The organism is Sphingobium sp. C100, from assembly GCF_000508185.1.
In the GTDB taxonomy this organism is placed as follows: domain Bacteria; phylum Pseudomonadota; class Alphaproteobacteria; order Sphingomonadales; family Sphingomonadaceae; genus Sphingobium.
Genome location: NZ_AYOY01000151.1, coordinates 26,085 through 44,286 on the forward strand (window position 1 = coordinate 26,085; position 18,202 = coordinate 44,286).

The 18,202-nt window shown below is 64.2% G+C and carries 13 protein-coding genes; 5 read left to right on the forward strand and 8 right to left on the reverse strand.

The window, feature by feature from the left end:
• Positions 1-4 precede the first annotated feature (4 nt).
• The 5 genes from C100_RS37655 to C100_RS37675 are packed head-to-tail and all read right to left on the reverse strand — an operon-like array spanning position 5 to position 7,598.
• Positions 5-1,027, reverse strand: coding sequence for an alcohol dehydrogenase catalytic domain-containing protein (locus tag C100_RS37655; RefSeq protein WP_161633921.1), 1,023 nt, complete (start codon positions 1,025-1,027; stop codon positions 5-7).
• Positions 1,028-1,085: 58 nt separating this feature from the next.
• A complete protein-coding gene (locus C100_RS37660; RefSeq protein ID WP_084625403.1) occupies positions 1,086-3,767 on the reverse strand; it encodes a TonB-dependent receptor in 2,682 nt (893 codons plus the stop codon).
• Positions 3,768-3,794: 27 nt separating this feature from the next.
• Positions 3,795-5,471 (reverse strand): bifunctional 3-(3-hydroxy-phenyl)propionate/3-hydroxycinnamic acid hydroxylase, encoded by a 1,677-nt coding sequence (locus C100_RS37665; RefSeq protein WP_024020265.1) that lies wholly within the window; start codon positions 5,469-5,471, stop codon positions 3,795-3,797.
• On the reverse strand, positions 5,468-6,424 hold the full coding sequence (locus tag C100_RS37670; protein WP_024020266.1) for a fumarylacetoacetate hydrolase family protein: 957 nt from the start codon (positions 6,422-6,424) through the stop codon (positions 5,468-5,470). The genes C100_RS37665 and C100_RS37670 overlap by 4 nt, the downstream gene beginning before the upstream one ends.
• Before the next feature lie 28 nt (positions 6,425-6,452).
• Positions 6,453-7,598, reverse strand: a complete 1,146-nt coding sequence (locus C100_RS37675; RefSeq protein ID WP_024020267.1) for a VOC family protein — start codon at positions 7,596-7,598, stop codon at positions 6,453-6,455.
• A gap of 122 nt (positions 7,599-7,720) precedes the next feature.
• Between C100_RS37675 and C100_RS37680 the strand changes: the two genes are divergently transcribed.
• The 5 genes from C100_RS37680 (at position 7,721) to C100_RS37700 (ending at position 12,873) form a co-directional block, all read left to right on the forward strand.
• Positions 7,721-8,419, forward strand: a complete 699-nt coding sequence (locus C100_RS37680) for a TetR/AcrR family transcriptional regulator (protein ID WP_024020268.1) — start codon at positions 7,721-7,723, stop codon at positions 8,417-8,419.
• On the forward strand, positions 8,416-9,984 hold the full coding sequence (locus tag C100_RS37685) for an AMP-binding protein (protein WP_024020269.1): 1,569 nt from the start codon (positions 8,416-8,418) through the stop codon (positions 9,982-9,984). The genes C100_RS37680 and C100_RS37685 overlap by 4 nt, the downstream gene beginning before the upstream one ends.
• 249 nt (positions 9,985-10,233) lie before the next feature.
• Positions 10,234-11,706 (forward strand): MFS transporter, encoded by a 1,473-nt coding sequence (locus C100_RS37690; protein WP_031309627.1) that lies wholly within the window; start codon positions 10,234-10,236, stop codon positions 11,704-11,706.
• A 619-nt stretch (positions 11,707-12,325) separates the two neighbouring features.
• Positions 12,326-12,556, forward strand: coding sequence for a type II toxin-antitoxin system ParD family antitoxin (locus C100_RS37695; protein WP_024020271.1), 231 nt, complete (start codon positions 12,326-12,328; stop codon positions 12,554-12,556).
• Positions 12,553-12,873, forward strand: a complete 321-nt coding sequence (locus tag C100_RS37700; protein ID WP_024020272.1) for a type II toxin-antitoxin system RelE/ParE family toxin — start codon at positions 12,553-12,555, stop codon at positions 12,871-12,873. Before C100_RS37695 ends, C100_RS37700 begins: the two co-directional genes overlap by 4 nt.
• A 3-nt stretch (positions 12,874-12,876) precedes the next feature.
• On the opposite strand, the gene C100_RS37705 is transcribed toward C100_RS37700, so the two are convergent.
• From C100_RS37705 to C100_RS37715, 3 genes are all read right to left on the reverse strand, one after another.
• A complete protein-coding gene (locus tag C100_RS37705; RefSeq protein WP_024020273.1) occupies positions 12,877-14,241 on the reverse strand; it encodes an efflux transporter outer membrane subunit in 1,365 nt (454 codons plus the stop codon).
• Positions 14,238-17,378, reverse strand: coding sequence for an efflux RND transporter permease subunit (locus C100_RS37710; RefSeq protein ID WP_024020274.1), 3,141 nt, complete (start codon positions 17,376-17,378; stop codon positions 14,238-14,240). Before C100_RS37710 ends, C100_RS37705 begins: the two co-directional genes overlap by 4 nt.
• A gap of 10 nt (positions 17,379-17,388) precedes the next feature.
• A partial coding sequence (locus C100_RS37715; RefSeq protein WP_024020275.1) for an efflux RND transporter periplasmic adaptor subunit occupies positions 17,389-18,202 on the reverse strand: 814 nt, incomplete at its 5' end.

Here is an 18,202-nt window from a genome sequence, read left to right on the forward strand (position 1 = left end):
ACTCTCAATCGCTGGGGCGGATCACGGCGCGACCCTGTTTCCCGTCCCGAACATGGGCGAAAGCGGCCGGACCCTGCGCCAGGCTCACCGAGCAACCCACCGGCAGAAAAATATGGCTGGAAACAGCGCCCAATTCGGTTAGGGCCTCCTGGTCGGGACGAAACAGGGTCCAGCCATAGCGTCGGCATCCCGCCGGCAACGCCATGCGATGCCGACGCTTGATGGTCATGCTCGCAACGGCGCCGCGGACCCAGCCCAGCCGGTCGATGGTGGCGAGCAACGGATGGACGGTTGTGGCATGGCCCAATGCGCCCGTGCGCAGGCAGCCGATCAGCGCCAGATCATCGTCCCAGCTTGCAAAATTGAGCGTTGCGGTGAAATGGGCATCCAATCCTGCGAAGGGTTTCGACGCTGCATCGACCGCGTTAGAAGCGCCTGCCGACCGCAAGAGGGAGTGGCTGTCCGCCCAGCCAATCGCCGTGACGTTCGCTCCCCATTGCGCCAGCAACTGCACCGCCAGCAGCCCCAGCCCGCCTGACGCGCCATGGACCAGCACGTCCTGGCCCCGCGCATTGTCGCGCGTCAGCCCGGTCCCGCGCAGTGCGAGATACATGGTGACAAAGCTGTAGGGCAGGATGGCCAGTTCGCACGGTTCCCGGCTCGCGGCCGCTTTGAGCACATGCGCCGCCTTGGCAATGACATGCGTGGCGTGGGTTCCGTTTGCGGAGGCCGGCTTCAACCCGAACACCGCGTCCCCGGTCGAAAGGTTCTGAACATCCTCGCCAACGGCCGTGATGCTCCCGGCGAAATCATTGCCCAGCACCAGCGGGAAGCGCCCTGCCTTCATCAGCCGGAACAGACGTGCGCCATAGCCGTCCGACCGGCGCACGTCGATCGGGTTGACTGACGTGGCCTCGACGCGGACCTCGATTTCCCCCTTGCCCGGTGGCCGCCGCGTCAACGGACGCACCGCAAATCGATCCGCGCTTGCAGGGCCGAGGCAGGCCAGTTCCACGTCGTCCATCATCTTTTCATTCCGGGGCGCGGCGGCCGCTTCAGCCACCGTGCCCCGGCCCTTTCCCAAGTTAGAAATCGAACCGGCCCTGGAGCACGAATGTGCGTCCCTCGCCGAAAAAGGCATTGCTGCTGACCGCGCCGAATATGTCGTAGGCGAGTGGAACCGCCGTCGCGAAAGACATCGGCTTTTTGTCCGTCAGATTTTTGGCGAGCAGTGCGACTTCCCATTTTTTTGGCCCAACGGAGCCCAGCGCCAGGCGGGCGTTGAACCGCGTATAGGCGCGTTGCACCAACCGCGGGTCGAGCGTGGGATCGGCAAAATATTTACCGCTGTAGAACATGTCGCCCGATGCCCTGATCTCCAGGGCGTCGGTGATCGGCACCATATATTGAAGCGCCAGCGTCCCGGTGGTTTTCGGTACGAATTGCGCCGTCTGCCCCTTATAGCTGCAATAGCCCTGAGCGGCGGCCGGCCCGTTGGGCACCTGACCCGAATAGCATTGGCCGTATGGAAATTCCTTGAACTTGAAATTGGTATAGGCGAACGACCCATTGGCCGACAGCCGCGGCGTGATCCGCACCCGACCGTCCAGTTCAAGGCCATAGATCCGCGCCTTGGCCGCGTTGCCGACATTGAATCCAAGCCGGCCGTCGAAGATCGAGACCTGAAGATCCTTGTAATCGGTATAATAGACCGCCGCATTGAGTTCGGCCCGACCGCCGAGCAGGCGGGTCTTGAGGCCGCCTTCCACCGTCATCGCCTTTTCGTCGCCAAACGCGAAGGCTTCGTCCATGGACGCGGCCGCGCCCTTGTTGTTCGCGCGATAGTCGAACCCGCCCGACTTTGCGCCCGTCACCCAGCTGGCATAGACCATGGTGTGCGGGCCGGCATCATATTGCAGCGTCAGCGACGGCGTGTAGCGCCATTGAGAATAGTCGCCGGCGGTCGGAAGCGCGCCCAGCGCATTGACGAAATCACCCGCCGACGTCGATATGCCGGGGATGCCCGCCGCTGCGATCTCGCTCAGATTTTGCGACGCGATGCCGAAAAGGGCGGCATAGGCGATAGGCGTGAGCAGCGCCTGCTGGCCTTGCAGCGCGCCGCCGCCACGCGCTTCGATCGCCATCGTCCGCCGGCCGTCTTTTTTCTCATAATTGAGTCGGCTGCCGAAGGTGAGGCGCAGATCGTCCGAGATATGCCAGGCGATCTGACCGAAAACGGACCATACCTTGGCATCGACCCGGGCCGAACGCGCGGCCTGGGTGTCGGCAAGGGCAAGCCCGATGGTGCCAGCCTGATTGCCCGCCGCGCGCCCCGCACCGACCGCGCCGGCGACATCGCCCGGATTGGCCGCAAGCCAGCCCTGCGCCGCCGCCTCGAAAGCCGGGCCATAGGCCTGGTTGAACACCAACGGCACCAAGGGTGAACCGGCGCCGATCTCGATCCGGTCGGCATATCTGTCGCGGCTCTTCTGGAAGAAAGCGCCGAGAATATAGTCGAACTGCCCGCCCTTGTCGGACACCAGCCGCACTTCCTGGCTGAACTGGCTATATTTCTCCTTCAGTGGTGCATCAAGGATCGGCGCGCCCGTGAAGTCGCAGTCGCACAGCTCGTTGGACTTGAAGCGGTTATAGCCGCTGATCGCCGAGACAGTGCCCAGGCCGGTCTGCCAGTCGAGCTTGACCATATAGGCCTGCGCCTTGTTGCTGCTGAAGTCGCCATTGGACGAACGGTTCTGATCGCGCCGGTTGTTGAGCACGGAGGCGTCCGCCACCGGCAAAGGACGCAGTTCCATGCCCGTCGCCGCATTCACGGCGGAGATGCGCGTGTTGACGGGCACGTCGCCGCTATTGGTCAGGATTTGCGCGTAGGTCAGGCCGTTGACCAGGCCGGCGGCGGGATTGCTGGCAGGCAAAGCAGCCGGCAGCTCACCGACAATTTCATTCTCGCGACCCGTGACGTCGAAACTGCCCGCCTCGCCCTTGACCGTGAGCGTGAGGTTGCTGGCAAGATCGGCCTCTATCGTACCGCGCAATTGCCATTCCTCGCGCTGCGCTTCGGGCCGGTCGAGCGTCAGGTTGTGCATATATCCGTCCGCATTACGGTATCGGCCGGCCAGCCGGACGCGGACGCCATCGCTGACCGGCCCGGTCAGCGCTACGGTCGTTTCATAATCGTCTGCATTCGTGCCATAGGAGGCGACCGCATAGCCGCCAAACCGGTCTGCTGGCGCTGCCGTCGTGATGTTCAGCGCGCCGGCAATGGCGTTTTTGCCGAACAGGATCGATTGCGGCCCGCGCAACACCTCGACTCTTTCCACGTCGAAAAAGGGCGACCGGGCCTGTTGAGCCCGGCCATAATGAACGCCGTCGATGAAGACGCCGACCGATTGTTCAAAGCCCTGGTTCACGCCGGAAAAAATGCCGCGAATGCCCAGCGCAGTGCCGATCCCGCTTTCGGCGAGCGTAAGGTTCGGCACCTTGAACCGCAACTCCCCGATGTTGCTGACGCCTGATTGCTGCAACGCCATCTGCCCGACCACCGCGACCGAAATCGGCACATCCTGTTGCGATTCCGACCGCTTTTGCGCGGTGACGATGATTTCCTGGAGCGCTCCGCCGGTTTGTTCCTGGGCGGGCGCCTGCGGTGTGGCGCCTTCCTCCGCAGCGCGGGCTGCTTCGAACGGGGTTGAAAATGCGCCGACCAGGATTGTCGTCGTCAGCATTTTTCGGAAAATTATATTTTTCATTTTACCTCTCCCTCCTCATTGATTGTTTCAGCTGGTTTCGACGGCCCTCTCATTGCGTGCCGTCATGAAGCCATTGGCCTGTTGGTCTGCCGCAAATGCCATGGGTGCCGCCGGGGGCGCTTCGAACAGGTCGAGCGTGCGGCTGACCAGTTCGGCAGCCTTGTCGGCCGGTCCAATTGCGACAATCGTGCGATCCGGGCGGACGATCGCCACATGACTGGTCCTGGCGGCAGCCGGAACCAATATGCCCGACACATCCTCGAAACAGTCCGGCGCCCCTTTCGCATTGCCGGGTGCAAGGATATGGATCGTCTCGCCACCGAACCGCGCCCAGCGGGCGAGCGTGACGGGGTCAATGCCCTTCAACGGAGCCGCGCCGAGGCCGACGAGCATCATCCGGTCACCCAGAATATCGTCGCTCGCGACCGGATGACCGCCGCCTGCCGGGCGCAGCTTGACCTGCGGGAATTGCGCGCCGGGCCGCCATGCCGACCTGCCGCCGCAGGGGAGGAACAGGCCCTTTCGAAAGGCATTTTTCGGCTTCATCCGCAATTCGCGGAACATGCTGCGAAGGCCCGGTACATATTGGCTGGCGCGCAAGGCGCCGTGGGTCAGCAAGGCCCGGATTCGGTTGCGCGGCATGACCAGCGCGCCCAGGAACAGGGCGAATTTGATCGTCGCCTTGGCATGGGGGCGACGCTCGACATCATAGCTGTCGAGCACAGCGGGCGAACAGCGCCCGCTCGTTACCCAGGCGAGCTTCCAACTCAGATTGGCGGCGTCGCGCAATCCGGCGACCAGTCCCTGACCGGCAAAAGGCGGGGTGATGTGCGCGGCGTCTCCCACCAGATGGCAACGCCCGCTTGAAAAGGCATCTGCGGCACGCGCATGGAAGCGGTAGACCGCGACGCGCTCAATCTCGATCTGGCTCCCCTTAGTCCAGGGTTCGAGCAGCCGCTGCGCGACGGTGTCCCGCTCCATGTCCGCCGGGGTCTCTCCCGGTTGCAGCATGAACTCCCAGCGCTCGCGCCCGCCCGGTGCGATCATATGCGGGCCGGGCCGCCGCGGATCGCACCAGAATTCGACGTCGCTGATCGGCTCTGGCGGGCTCTTTGCATCGACGATCAGCCAGTCCTGCGCGAAACTGCGGCCCTTGAAATCGAGCTTGAGGAACTGGCGGACGGTGGATGATGCCCCGTCTGCTCCGACCAGATGCGCCGCACGAATGCTGATCTTCCGGCCGCCTTTATCGAGATGGACCGTCACGCCGGAATCGTCCTGATCCAGCCCGACCAGCGTCACGCCGGTCTGGACCTCGACCGTGGGGTAATCGGCCAGCCTTCGCCGCAGCACGGCTTCCAGTTCCGGCTGGTAGAAGGTGACGAGTTGCGGGTGACCGTCAATTTCCCGGCTCGTGTCGGCGCAGGCATATTCGCCCAGCATCGGCGAGCGCATACGAACCTGGGGGATCGGCACGCGCGCGAAAGCGCGGTCGTCAAGACCCATCATCTGCAGGATGCGCAGCGCTTCATTGTCGAGCGCGATCGCACGGGGCGCCTGGAATATATCCTCCGCCTTGTCGATCACCAGCGTGCGCACCTGGTAGCGTCCGAGCAGGTTGGCGACTGCCGCGCCCACCGGCCCGAACCCCACGATGATGACGTCGAATGGCGCCTCCGGGATCGAGTCTGCGCCGTCGCTCATCGCGCGACCACGCGATTGCGCTGCGCGCCCAGATCGATGGCACTGTCCTCGGTGCTGATGGCCGCGACGACTTCATCGCCCGGTTGCAGGTAGCGCGGATTGCGCGCGCCTTTTTTCGTGAACAGCCGCCATTTGGTGCTGTCGGTCATGAAATGGCGCATGATGAACATGACCGCCTTGCCGGGCGCCACCGCCGCGCAACCGGCCGGAGTGCCGGTGGCGATGAGGTCGCCGGCGAACAGGTCGTGGACTTGGCTCAACTCGGTCAGGGTCTTGTGCGGCGGGAACAGCATCTCGCCACAGTGGGCATCCTGCCGCACCACGCCGTTGACGCTGAGCTGCATCCGCAATTCGCCCCAACGCCTCCACTCGGCCGCGTCGAGCAGGACCAGCACAGGGCCGGTCGGACAGAAGCTGCGATAGCTTTTACCCTTGTAGAACTGGGTCTGCGGCAACTGGACGTCGCGGGCGGAAATATCGTTGACGATCGTCACCCCGGCGAGGAACTTGTGCAGATTGTCCGGCTCGGCCTTGATCGGCCCCGTGAGGTCGCAGCCCAGCACCAGTCCCAGTTCGATCTCATAGTCGAGCAGCCGGACATGGGCGGGGCGGATGATGTTGTCCTGCGCGCCGCACATGGACGACGACGCCTTGGTGAAAATGGTGTTGAAGCCGATCTTGTCGGGGTCCATCCCGGATTCCCGGACGTGGCTGCCATAGTTGATCCCTTGGCACAGCACCTGCTGGTTGCCGGTGACGGGCGACAATATGTGCAACTGCGCCAGCGGCAGGGTCGCATCGGCGGGCGTCAGGCGGCGCAGATTGTCCTGCCCATGCCGCAGCAGGTCGCCGGTCGTCGGATAAGCGTCGTCGAGCATGGCGACCTTGTCGCCGAACAGGATGCCCCAGCGGGCCGTGGCATTGTCTTGAAAGCGGATGACAGAAATCGCCATTTTGATGTCCTTCGAGAAATAGGAGTGCTTAGAGCCAGGGTCGCGCGGGCTTACCCATTGCGCTGGCAATGAGTTTCAGGCGGGACAGGCTGACCCGCCCACGCCACAGCGCGGCGGCCACCTTGAGAAGCAGCGCGGGGCTTTTCTTTCCGCGCAACTGGGCCGGCGCGTCGTCGCCCCAGGCCCAGATGCTGCCGGCTTCGAGCGGCGAATATCGGGTCTCATAGTCCGCCGTGAACAGGTCGCCATCGGCATAATGTTCGAACTGAAACCCGTCGGGATCATACCAATAATCGAACAACTGGCTGCCCAGGACGTGCCGGCCGATGCCCCACATGTGGCGATGACCCCGCGCCCGCAGCAATTGCTGCCCTTGCCCGATCGCGTCGAGATCGACGACTTCATAAGCGCTATGCTCCAGTTCGTCGGACAGGCCGCCCACCAGCACGAGCGCGTGGTGATCGGCGGGCGTGGCGCCCAGGTCGAGCCGGAAGAAGGTGAGCGCCGGACTGCCGTCGGCCAGATATTGGACATCGGTCGGGATCAGACCCAGGTGCGCCATGTACCAGTCCGCCATCTCCGGGAAGCGGGTCGTCTGGATTACCATGTGGCCCAGTTTGACCACCTGTGCCGGGCCAACGGGCGCGCGGATGGTGGCGTTGATGCGATGGCTGCGGATCGGCGTGTTCGGGTCGGTCCCGATCGGCGCGCGGACGGGCAGGGGGGGCACGCGCCCCCAGTCTCGCAGCAGCCAGACCGGGTGTCCGGCCGGATCGATCAGTTCGACCCCCTCGCCGCCACCGGGAATTTCGGCATCGGTCAGTGGCCGGGCGCCCGGCTCGCCATGGAAACATGTCAGGTCGCAATCGGCCGCGACCGTGAACGCCGCGCCGACGAAACGGCTCCGGCGCGCCTTCTCGGCGACATAGATGCAGGGCGACTCGTTGGCGCCGCGCATCACGAGCCGGGTGTCGGTCCGCTCGACCGCCATCATGCCAAAGTCGCTCAGGAAAGCCTCGGTCGCGCGAAGGTCACGCTTCTCGAACCGCAGAAATGCGAGCGACGTTGCGCGGGCCTGGGACGCCGGGCGCTCCAGCGTGGTCACGCCATCGGGCAGTTCGCTTTGCGGGTAGCTCAGGTGCGGTGCGGCAGCCGAGCTGATCTCGTGCTCCATCAATATCCTCTCATGTAACCTGTTGCAGCTACAAATGACATGTTCGTCATTATGACGCAATCGTCATTTCGATATGGACGAACGAAGTTGAATTTGGCACTGTCGGGCCAAGGAGAGGCTGAGTGGCAAAACAGGCAAATCGGGAAGACCATCGCGTGCGGGTAGCGGCGGAGCGGCGCGAACGGATGCAGGCGCGGCTGTCGGAAGCGGCGTTGCTGGTCATCGGCGAGCGTGGCGTCGATGGTAGCGTGATCGACGAAATTGCGCGCGTCGCGGGCGTGGCCCGCGGGACATTCTACAATTATTTCCGCGGCAATGAGGATTTGTTGGCGGCGGTCGCGACCGAAGCAGGCGACGAGATGATGCGGGCGGTGGACCCGGTCGCCATCTCGGACACCGATCCAGCGGTGCGGGTCTCGAACGGCATACGCCTGTGGTTGCTATTGTGTCGGCGCTATCCGCATCTTGCCGCCTTCCTGCGTCGTGCCGGTTCCTACGCCTTGACGCACAGTTCGCTCGTTCGGGATTTCCTGCCGCGCGATATCGGTGCGGGTATTCGCTCAGGCCGCTTCCATGTCGATGACGAGCGGCTGGCCTTCGATCTGGTGGTCGGACCGGTGCTTTCCGCAATCAACACCATGCTCACCGATGAGGTCGCTGCTGATTATCCGGACCGGCTTGCGGCCGGCGTCCTGCTGGCGCTCGGCATCGATGCCGCCGAAGCTGGAGCCATTGCGACCCGCCCCTTGGGTGATCCTGGCCTTCCGTCCGAATCGTTGATCGAGCGCTCCGGCGCACTTCAGGAGACGCTCCACCAATGAACGCATTCACCGATTTGCAGGCAGGCATGGAGTTGACGGTGGCTGGCCGACATGTGCCCCAACTTTTTTCAGAGTGGGTTCGTCGGACGCCTGATAAAGCCTTTTTGATATGGGCGCCGTTCGATGAGCCTGCCGTCACATGGAGCTATGCGGACTTCTGGGATGCGGCCGGCCGCGTCGCCATGGGCCTCGCCAGGCGCGGGGTCGGCAAGGGAGCGCGCTTCCTGATCCATATGGAAAACGCGCCCGAGTTTCTCCTGGCCTGGCTGGCGGGCGCGCGGATCGGCGCGGTCGCCGTGACCACCAATAGCAAGAGCAGTCCGGACGAACTCGCCTATTTCGCGGAAAAATGCGGTGCCGTGGGTGCGATAACGCAAGCGTCGCTGCTTCCGGCTCTGACCCGGATAGATCGGCGCGACTTTTTCATCATCGCTTCCGGTGCGTCCGTGGGCGATGCGGAGCCGTTCGATGGGTTGCTGGCCAATGCTGGGCAGCCACCGCGGCATGAGCCTCAACCTCTCGATGAACTCTCCATTCAATTCACGTCGGGCACGACGGCCCGGCCCAAGGGCGTTGTCTGGACCCATGCCAACGCCATCTGGGGGGCTCAGGCCAATGCGCGGCATTTCCGGCTTCAGCATGACGACATCTGTCATGTTTTCCTGCCGTTATTTCACACCAATGCCCAATCCTATTCGCTGCTCGGCACCTTGTGGGTGGGTGGCACGCTGGTTCTCCAGCCCCGTTTTTCGGCATCGCGTTTCTGGGATGCGGCCGTGCGGCACCGGCCAACCTGGGCGTCCATGATCCCCTTTTGCGTGAAAGCAGCGCTCGGCCAGCCGATCCCCGACGATCATTGCTATCGGCGCTGGATACCTGCCGTCGCCCTGCCGGATTTGGTCGACAAACCGGTCGGCATTGCGACCATGGGTCTTTGGGGCATGACCGAAACGATCACGCACGGGATCGTCGCCGATCCGTTGCATCCCGGACCCGCCATGTCCATCGGCCGGCCGGCGGCCGGATACGAAATCCTCATACGCCGCGATGATGGCGGTCGGGCCGGCCCCGGAGAAAGCGGCCGGCTTTATATTCGCGGCATCCGCGGCATAACGCTTTTCAAGGAATATCTGGACGACCCCGCCGCCAATGCCGCGGCCTTCGACGATGATGGCTGGTTCGACACCGGGGACCGGATCAGAATCGGCGCGGATGGCGATCTGTTCTTCCTCGATCGTGACAAGGACATGCTGAAGGTCGGCGGCGAAAATGTCGCGGCGTCAGAGATTGAGGCCGTGATATTGGCGAGTGGTTTGGTCCGGGAAGTGGCCGTGGTTGGCCGGCCCGATGAGATGCTCGACGAAGTGCCTGTCGCATTCGTCATTCCGCAGGCCGATCATCCGCAACAACTCGAAGCGCTGTTGATTGCGGCCTGCAAGGATAAGCTCGCTGACTTCAAGGTCGTTCGCACCGTGCATGTGGTCGATTCCCTGCCTCGCTCGACTTTGGAAAAGGTCGCCAAGAATGTCCTCCGCGACCGGCTGAAGGAGAATGTAGCGGTCTAGGTGGCGAGGACGCTTTCGGGAGGTTGGAAATAGGGCGAATGCGGCCCAAACCCGGGTGACCGTGCTGATTTTGTGTCAGCGAAGTAGCCGCTTTCAACCAGAAGCGGACTGCTGTGCCTCCCGATCAAATCGCTGACTCTCGATGAATTCGTATGCGTGACTTGTCCCGCATGGCTCGCCATGCGACCGCTGAGGATCGGGCGCAGGCGGCGGCAGGCCGGCCGCGTGAGGGACGGGAAGGGAAAGGGCATGGAAAAGCCTCGCCAGGGCTTTGCCGGGCTGTGGAATATCAGCTTCGGCTTCTTCGGCATCCAGATCGGCTTTGCGTTGCAAAATGCGAATATGAGCCGTGTCTTTCAGTCCCTGGGTTCCAGTATCGACGATCTGTCGGCGCTCTGGGTGGCCGCGCCGCTCACGGGGTTGCTCGTCCAGCCCGTGATCGGCCATTTGTCGGACCGGACCTGGCTTGGCCGGCTGGGGCGGCGGCGGCCCTATTTTCTGGCTGGCGCGATCCTGGCGGCGGTCGCGCTGCTGTTCATGCCGCAAAGCGACGGCTTGCTGATGGCCGCGCTGCTGCTCTGGATGCTGGACGCCAGCCTCAATGTCTCGATGGAGCCGTTCCGCGCCTTTGTCGGCGACATGCTGCACAAGGATCAGCATGTCGCGGGCTACGCCGTGCAGACCGCCTTCATCGGCGCGGGCGCGGTGGTCGGCTCGCTGTTCCCCTATGCGCTCGATCATCTGGGCGTCTCCAACATCGCAGCCGCCGGCGAGATACCCGACACCGTGCGCTACAGCTTCTGGGCAGGGGGCGCGGCTTTGTTCGGCGCCGTGCTGTGGACAGTGCTGACGACCAGGGAATATGCGCCCGACGCATTGCGCGCGTTCAGCAGGGAAACCGAAACCCAAGCCGCGCCTGACCTGGCGGGACGTGGGCTGTGGCCCTGCTTCGCGTGGATCGGGGCGGGCGGCGCGGTCGCGTTCCTGGTCGACCTCTGGGGTATGGAGAAGGAAGTCTATCTGCTGGCCGCCTTACTGGCGGGATATGGCCTGGCCAGCCTGACGGCGATCGGGCTGGCGCGGTCGGGGCGGCGGGACAATATGCTCGCCCATATCGTCGGCGATGTCGCGGGAATGCCGCCGATCATGCGGCGGCTGGCGGTGATCCAGTTTTTCAGCTGGTCGGCCCTGTTCATCATGTGGATTCACACGACGCCGGTGGTCGCCCAATATATGTTCGGGTCCGCCGATCCGGCGAGCGCCGCCTATCAGGCGGGCGGCAATTGGGTAGGGGTGCTGTTTTCGGTCTATAATGGCGTGGCGGCGGTGGCCGCACTGACGCTGTTGCCCTGGGTCGCGCGGCGGATCGGGCAGGCGCACACCCATGCGCTGTGCCTGATGGCCGGCGCGGCCGGTTTCGCAAGCTTCCTGGTTCTGCGCGATCCCCAATGGCTGCTGCTGAGCGAAGTCGGCATCGGCATCGCCTGGGCGTCGATCCTCGCCATGCCTTATGCCATGCTGGCGTCCAGCCTGCCATCCGCGAAGATCGGCATTTACATGGGACTGTTCAATATTTTCGTGGTGATGCCGCAATTGCTGGTCGCGACCGCGATGGGATCGATCATGAAGGCTTTCTTTCCCGGCGATCCGATCTGGACCATGGCCTTTGCCGCGGTGACCCTGCTGGTCGCGTCGCTCGCGTCGCTGCGAATCAGGGTCTGAGGTGATTCGTTTGGGAATGGCCTATTGGCTGCAACGCCGGGGCGATGGACGACCAGAATGACGCTACGGAAAGCGTTGCATTGCGCCACGGATGCATATTTTGCAACCGCGAGCAGGGCTTTCGCACTTGCAGCAGAAGCCGGTTGGAGGCAAAAGAAAGCTGCCTTTCAGGCATCCTCTCCTAAAACTTTCACGGGCTGGTCTTCGGATCGGTCCGTTTTTTTTAGTGCCCGATCAAGGGGAAGGACCATCCCTGCGGCCGCAGGGACCAGGATTGAAAGTCATGCTCAGTGATGCCGCGATGCGGCATCCGAAGGATCGCGGCCGGTAGCCAGCGGACAGATTAGTTGATTGAGGCGCAACTCATCCTGCGCGCCGGATGCGAAAGCCCGACAAAGCCAATCCAGACACTGCGCCAGAAGCCGCATGATCCTCTCCATTTTCTTGTTTCCATATCATAGCATAAGCGTGGCAGGCGGAAAGAGGCGAAGCTTGCAACGCGTCAAATGATACGATCCGGTACGGATTTTAGCCCTTTCCAGCGATGCCCACGCCCTATCGTCGCGATTGGCGTCCACGCGCATCTTGCCAATCTTTGCCATGCGCCTAGAATGCGCCCATGAGCACGATGAACATCTCGCTGCCCGAAACGCTCAAGGCTTTTGTCGATGAGCAGGTGACCGGGCGCGGCTATGGAACCAGCAGCGAATATGTCCGCGAACTGATCCGAAAGGATCGTGACCGGCAGGCGCTGCGGCGGATGCTGCTCGATGGCGCGGCGAGTGCGCCGGGTGCGCCGGCGGATGCCGGCTATTTCAACGGCCTGCGCGACCAGATCGCCGCGCGGTGAGCGCCAAGCCGGTGGTGCCGCGCACGCGCGCGCGGACCGATGTCGACAGCATCATCGACCATTATCTGCGCGAGGCCGGCGCCGATATGGCCCTGCGCTTCGTCGATGCGCTGGAGGCCGGCTATGGCGCGCTGTCGTCCCGCCCCGGCGCGGGATCGCCGCGTTTCGCCCATGAACTGGGCCTGCCGGGCCTGCGCAGCCGCAGCGTCGGCCGTTTCCCCTATCTGATCTTCTACGTTGAACAGCCGGACCATATCGATGTCTGGCGCATCCTGCACACGCGGCGCGACATTGCGGAATGGCTGGGCGCGGACTGAACCCTATTGGTCCGCGCCGATGACGCGGTAGAGCAGGATGCGGTTGCTGACCAGCGCCAGATCGGTCGCGATCGCCGACTGGCGCGCGTTATAGAGCGAACGCTGGCTGGTGAGAGCGGTCAGGAAAGTATCGACCCCCGCGCGATAGCGTTGCTCGGCAAGATCATAGGCGCGCTGGCTCGCGATCACCAGCCGCCGCTGCGCGGCCTGCTGCGCGTCGATCGTGCCCTCGCGCGCCAGCCCGTCGGCAACTTCCCGAAAGCCGGTCTGGATCGCCTTTTCATATTGAGCGAGATAGAGGTCGCGCTGCGCCTTGCTATAGTCGAGATTGCCGCGATTGGCGCCGCCGAAGATCGGCAGGCTGGCCGAGGGGCTGGCGGACCAGGCGAAGGCATTGCCGGTGAAAAGCGAGGATAGTGCCGAACTGGCGACTCCGATCGCCGAAGTAAGGCTGATCGTCGGGAACATCGCCGCACGCGCCGCGCCGATGTCCGCATTGGCGGCCTTGAGCTGATGTTCGGCCTGGAGCACGTCGGGGCGCTGGAGCAATATATCCGATGAAAGGCCAGCCGGCACCGTCGCGACGCCGGCAATCAGGCTGTCGAGCGAGGCTGGCAGCAGCGCGTCTTCAACCGGGGCGCCGACCAGCAGATCGAGCGCGTTGCGATCCTGCGCCACCTGGGTCAGATTGGCGGCGACATCGGACGCGGCTTGCTCGACCGTGGTTTCAGCCTGACGCACGTCGAGTTTTCCGGTAAGCCCCGCCGCGTTGAGCGACCGGATGAGGTCGAGCGTGCGCTGCGCGCTCGCCTGGGTCTGGCGCGAAAGGATGAGCAGTTCCTGGTCTGCGGCCAACGTCGCATAGGCGGTCGCGGTCTCGGCGATCAGGGTGATGCGGGTCGCACGCGCGCCTTCCTCGGTGGCGAGGTAGGTTTCCAGCGCGGATTCCGTCAGGCTGCGCACCCGTCCGAACAGGTCGATCTCGAACGCGCTGAAACCGACGTCGGCGCTGTAGCTGTTTTGCCGCATGTCATTCTGCCGGGTGAAGCTGGCCCCGGCATCGGCGGTGACGGTGGGCAATTGCGCCGCGCGCTGCACCCGATATTGGGCGCGGGCCGACTGGACATTGGCGAGCGCGACGCGAAGATCGCGATTATTGTTGAGCGCCCGCTCGATCACCGTTTTCAGCCTGGCGTCCTGCACCAGCGCGGTCCAGGGGAGGCCGGCGCTGGCCCCTTGCGTCAGCGGCGCATAGGCCGCGCCCTGCGGCAAGGTCGCGGGAATGGGCAATGCGGGTCGGTCATAACGGGGCGTCATCGAACATCCCGCGAGTAACAGGGCGCTCGTAGCGATCGATAGGCGGATCATGCCGGCACCTCCGTCGCGGCGGCCGGGCCGGCGGGCTTGTCCTTGCCGAACAGGCGCAGGATCGAGAGGAAGAAGAGCGGAACCAGGAAGACCGCAAGCACCGTGGCGGTCGTCATGCCGCCGATCACGGCGGTGCCGATGGCGACCCGGCTTTGCGCGCCCGCCCCGGTCGCGATCGCCAGCGGGATGACGCCGGCGATGAAAGCGAGGGATGTCATCAGGATCGGGCGGAAACGCAGCCTCGCCGCCTCCAGTGCGGCGTCCCAGGCATTTTTGCCTTCATGATGCGCCAGTTCGGCGAATTCGACGATCAGGATGGCGTTCTTGGCGGCAAGGCCCATGGTGGTGAGCAGGCCGACCTGGAAGAAGATGTTGTTTTCCAGCCCCCGCGCCCAGACCGCTATCACCGCGCCGACCAGGCCGAGCGGGATCACCAGCAGCACCGCGAGCGGGATCGACCAGCTTTCATACAGGGCCGCAAGGCACAGGAACACGACCAGCACCGACAGCCCGTACAGCAGCGGCGCCTGACCGCCCGACAATTGTTCCTGGTAGGACAGGCCGCTCCAGGCAAAGCTGGTGCCGGCGGGGAGCTGTTTTTGCAGCGCCACGATCCGGTCCATCGCCTCGCCCGAACTGGTGCCTGCCGCCGCCTGTCCCTGGATTTCGTAGGAAGAAAGGCCGTTGAAGCGTGACACGGTGGTCGGCCCCATCACCCAGTGAGTGGTGGCGAAGGCGGAGAAAGGCACCATCTCTCCTGTGCTGCTGGAGCGGACCATCCACTTGTCGAGATCGGTCGGCAAAGCGCGATAAGGCGCGTCCGCCTGCATATACACACGCTTCACCCGACCGCGATCGACGAAGTCGTTGACATAGGTGCTGCCCCAGGCGGAACTCAGCACATCGTCGACACTGGACTGCGTCAGGCCAAGTACGGCGAGCTTTTCGGAATCGATATCGACCTGAAGCTGGGGCGTGTCCTCCAGCGTGGCCGCGCGCACCCCGGCCAGTTGCGAATCCTTGGCGGCGGCGGCGAGCAGCTGGTTGCGCAGCTCCAGGAAGCGGTCGCGACTAAGGCCGCCGCTGTTGAGCAATTCGAAGGTGAAGCCGTTGGACTGGCCAAGGCCGCGAATGGCGGGCGGCGTCATCGCCAGCACCTTTGCATCGCGGATGGCGCCAAGCTGCTTGTTGGCGCGCTGGGCGATGGCGCCTGCGGCATTGCTGCTGCCCTTGCGATCCTCCCAGGGCGCCAGATTGATGAACCCTTGGGCGACATTTTCACCCTGACCCTGGAAGCTGAAACCGGTCATGATGAAGGCGAAAGCGACATTGTCCTTCTCGTCGTTCAGGAAATAATCCTGCACCTGTTGGGCCGCCGCGGCGGTGCGGCTGGACTTGGCGCCGGCGGGCAAAGTCACCTGCGCCATCACCTGTCCCTGGTCCTCGACCGGCAGGAAGCTGGTGGGCAGGCGCGTGAACAGCAGCGCCAGCACCACCAGGATGACAACATAACCGCCCCAGAACAGCGCGCGCTTGCCCATCACCTGTTCGGTCCGGCGGACATAGCCATTGGTCACCCGGTCGAACCAGCGGTTGAACCGGCCGGCCCAGCCGCGATGGCGCTGATCCTCCGCCGACGCCTTGAGCAGCGTGGCGCACAGCGCGGGCGAAAGGATCAGAGCGACGACCACCGACAATAGCATCGACGACACGATCGTGATGGAAAATTGCCGGTAGATGACGCCGGTCGATCCTCCGAAAAAGGCCATTGGCAGCAGCACCGCCGACAGGACGAGTGCGATGCCGACCAGCGCGCCGCCGATTTCCCCCATGGACTTGATCGTCGCGTCCCGCGGGGACAGGCCTTCCTCCTCCATCAGTCGCTCGACATTTTCCACCACGACGATGGCGTCATCGACCAGCAGGCCGATGGAGAGCACCATGCCGAACAGCGTCAGCGTGTTGATGGAATAGCCGAACAGCGCGAGAATGCCGAAGGTGCCAAGCAGCACGACCGGGACGGCGATGGCCGGGATCAGCGTCGCGCGCCAGCTTTGCAGGAAGACGAACATCACCACGACGACGAGGCCCACCGCCTCGAACAGCGTCTGGATGACTTCTTCGACCGACAATTTGATGAAGGGCGTGGTGTCGCGCGGATAGACGACCTTGTAGCCGTGCGGCAGGCCGGATGACAATTCGGCAACCTTGGCCTTCACCAGTTCGGCGGTCTTGAGCGCGTCGGCGCCAGGCGCGAGTTGCAGCGCCATGCCGGACGCGGGATGGCCGTTCAACCGCGCGGCCGTGGTGTAGCTTTCATTGCCCAGTTCCACCCGTGCGACATCGGACAAGTGGACGACCGACCCGTCGCTTTGCGTCTTGACGATGATGTTGCGAAATTGCTCGGGCGTCTGGAGGCGCGCGCGGGCGCGCACCGTGGCATTGAGCTGTTGTCCGGCCGGCGCGGGATCGGCGCCGATCTGGCCTGCGGATACTTCGACATTCTGCGCCTGGATGGCGCTTTGGACGTCGGACGGCATCAGCTTCACGGTGGCGAGCTTGAAGGGGTCGAGCCAGATACGCATCGCATATTGCGACCCGAAAATCTGGGTCGCGCCGATACCGTTGATGCGCGCGATCGGGTCCTGGAAATGATTGACCAGATAGTCGGCGATGTCGGCCTGGTCCGCCTTGTCGCTCTCGTCATAGAGGCCGACCACCATCAGGAAGTCGGTCTGCTGCTTGGTGACGGTGAGCCCCTGCTGCTGCACTGCATTGGGCAGGCGGCTGACGGCCTGCTGCACCTTGTTCTGCACCTGCACCTGCGCGGTGTCGGGATCGGTTCCCTTCTGGAAGGTAACGGTGATCCGCGCCTGCCCGTTCGCCGTGGAGGAGGACGAAAAATACATGAGGCCGTCGATGCCGGTCAGCTGTTGCTCGATGATCTGGGTAACGCTGGTTTCGACGGTCTCGGCATTGGCGCCGGGATAGGTCGCGCTGATGCCCACGCCCGGCGGCGCGATATCGGGATATTGCGCGATCGGCAGTGACAGCATGGAGCCGATGCCCGCCAGCATGATGCCGATGGCGATGACCCAGGCAAAGATCGGCCGGTCGATGAAATAGCGGCTGAGCATGGATCGACCCTTATTTCGCCGCCGTGGCCGGCACGGGCTTGACCGTCGCGTCGGGCTGCACCTTGTCGGTGCCCTCGACGATCAGCCGGTCGCCGGCCTTGAGTCCGTCGGTGATCAGCCATTTATCGCCGATCGCCTGGGCGGCGGTGACGGTGCGGCGTTCGACCTTGTTCGCGTTGGTGACCACCAGCGCCGTGGCGTTGCCCTTGGGGTCGCGGCTGATGCCCTGCTGGGGGGCCAGGATGGCATTGGGCACGACGGATTGCGGCGCGACAACGCGCACGAACATGCCGGGCAGCAACAGCCCGTCGGGATTGGGGAAGCGGGCGCGCAATGTCACCGTGCCGCTGTCGGGATCGACGATCGGTTCGGCGAATTCGATACGGCCTTCGAGTGGATAGTCGCTGCCGTCGTCCAGCTTGAGGCGGATCGTCGCGCTGGCCGGCAGCGTCTGCCCCGACGCCAGCGACCGCCGCAGCGCCAGCAGTTGCGAACTGGACTGGGTCACATCGACATAGATCGGGTCGAGCTGCTGGATCGTCGTCAACGGATCGGTCTGGCTGGCCGTCACCAGCGCGCCCGGCGTGAAGAGGGTGCGGCCGGCGCGGCCGCTGATCGGCGCGCGGACCAGCGTGAATTCCAGGTTGACGTTGCTGGTCTGAAGGCTGGCGCGCGCCTGCTGCACCGCGGCCTGCGCCTGGCGGGCGGTGGCGATGACGTCGTCGCGATCCTGGGCGCTGACCGCTTCGGTATCGCCCAGGCTGCGATAGCGCTGCGCCTTGGCCTGCGCCGCTGCGGCGGTCGCCTGCGCGCCGGCGAGCGTC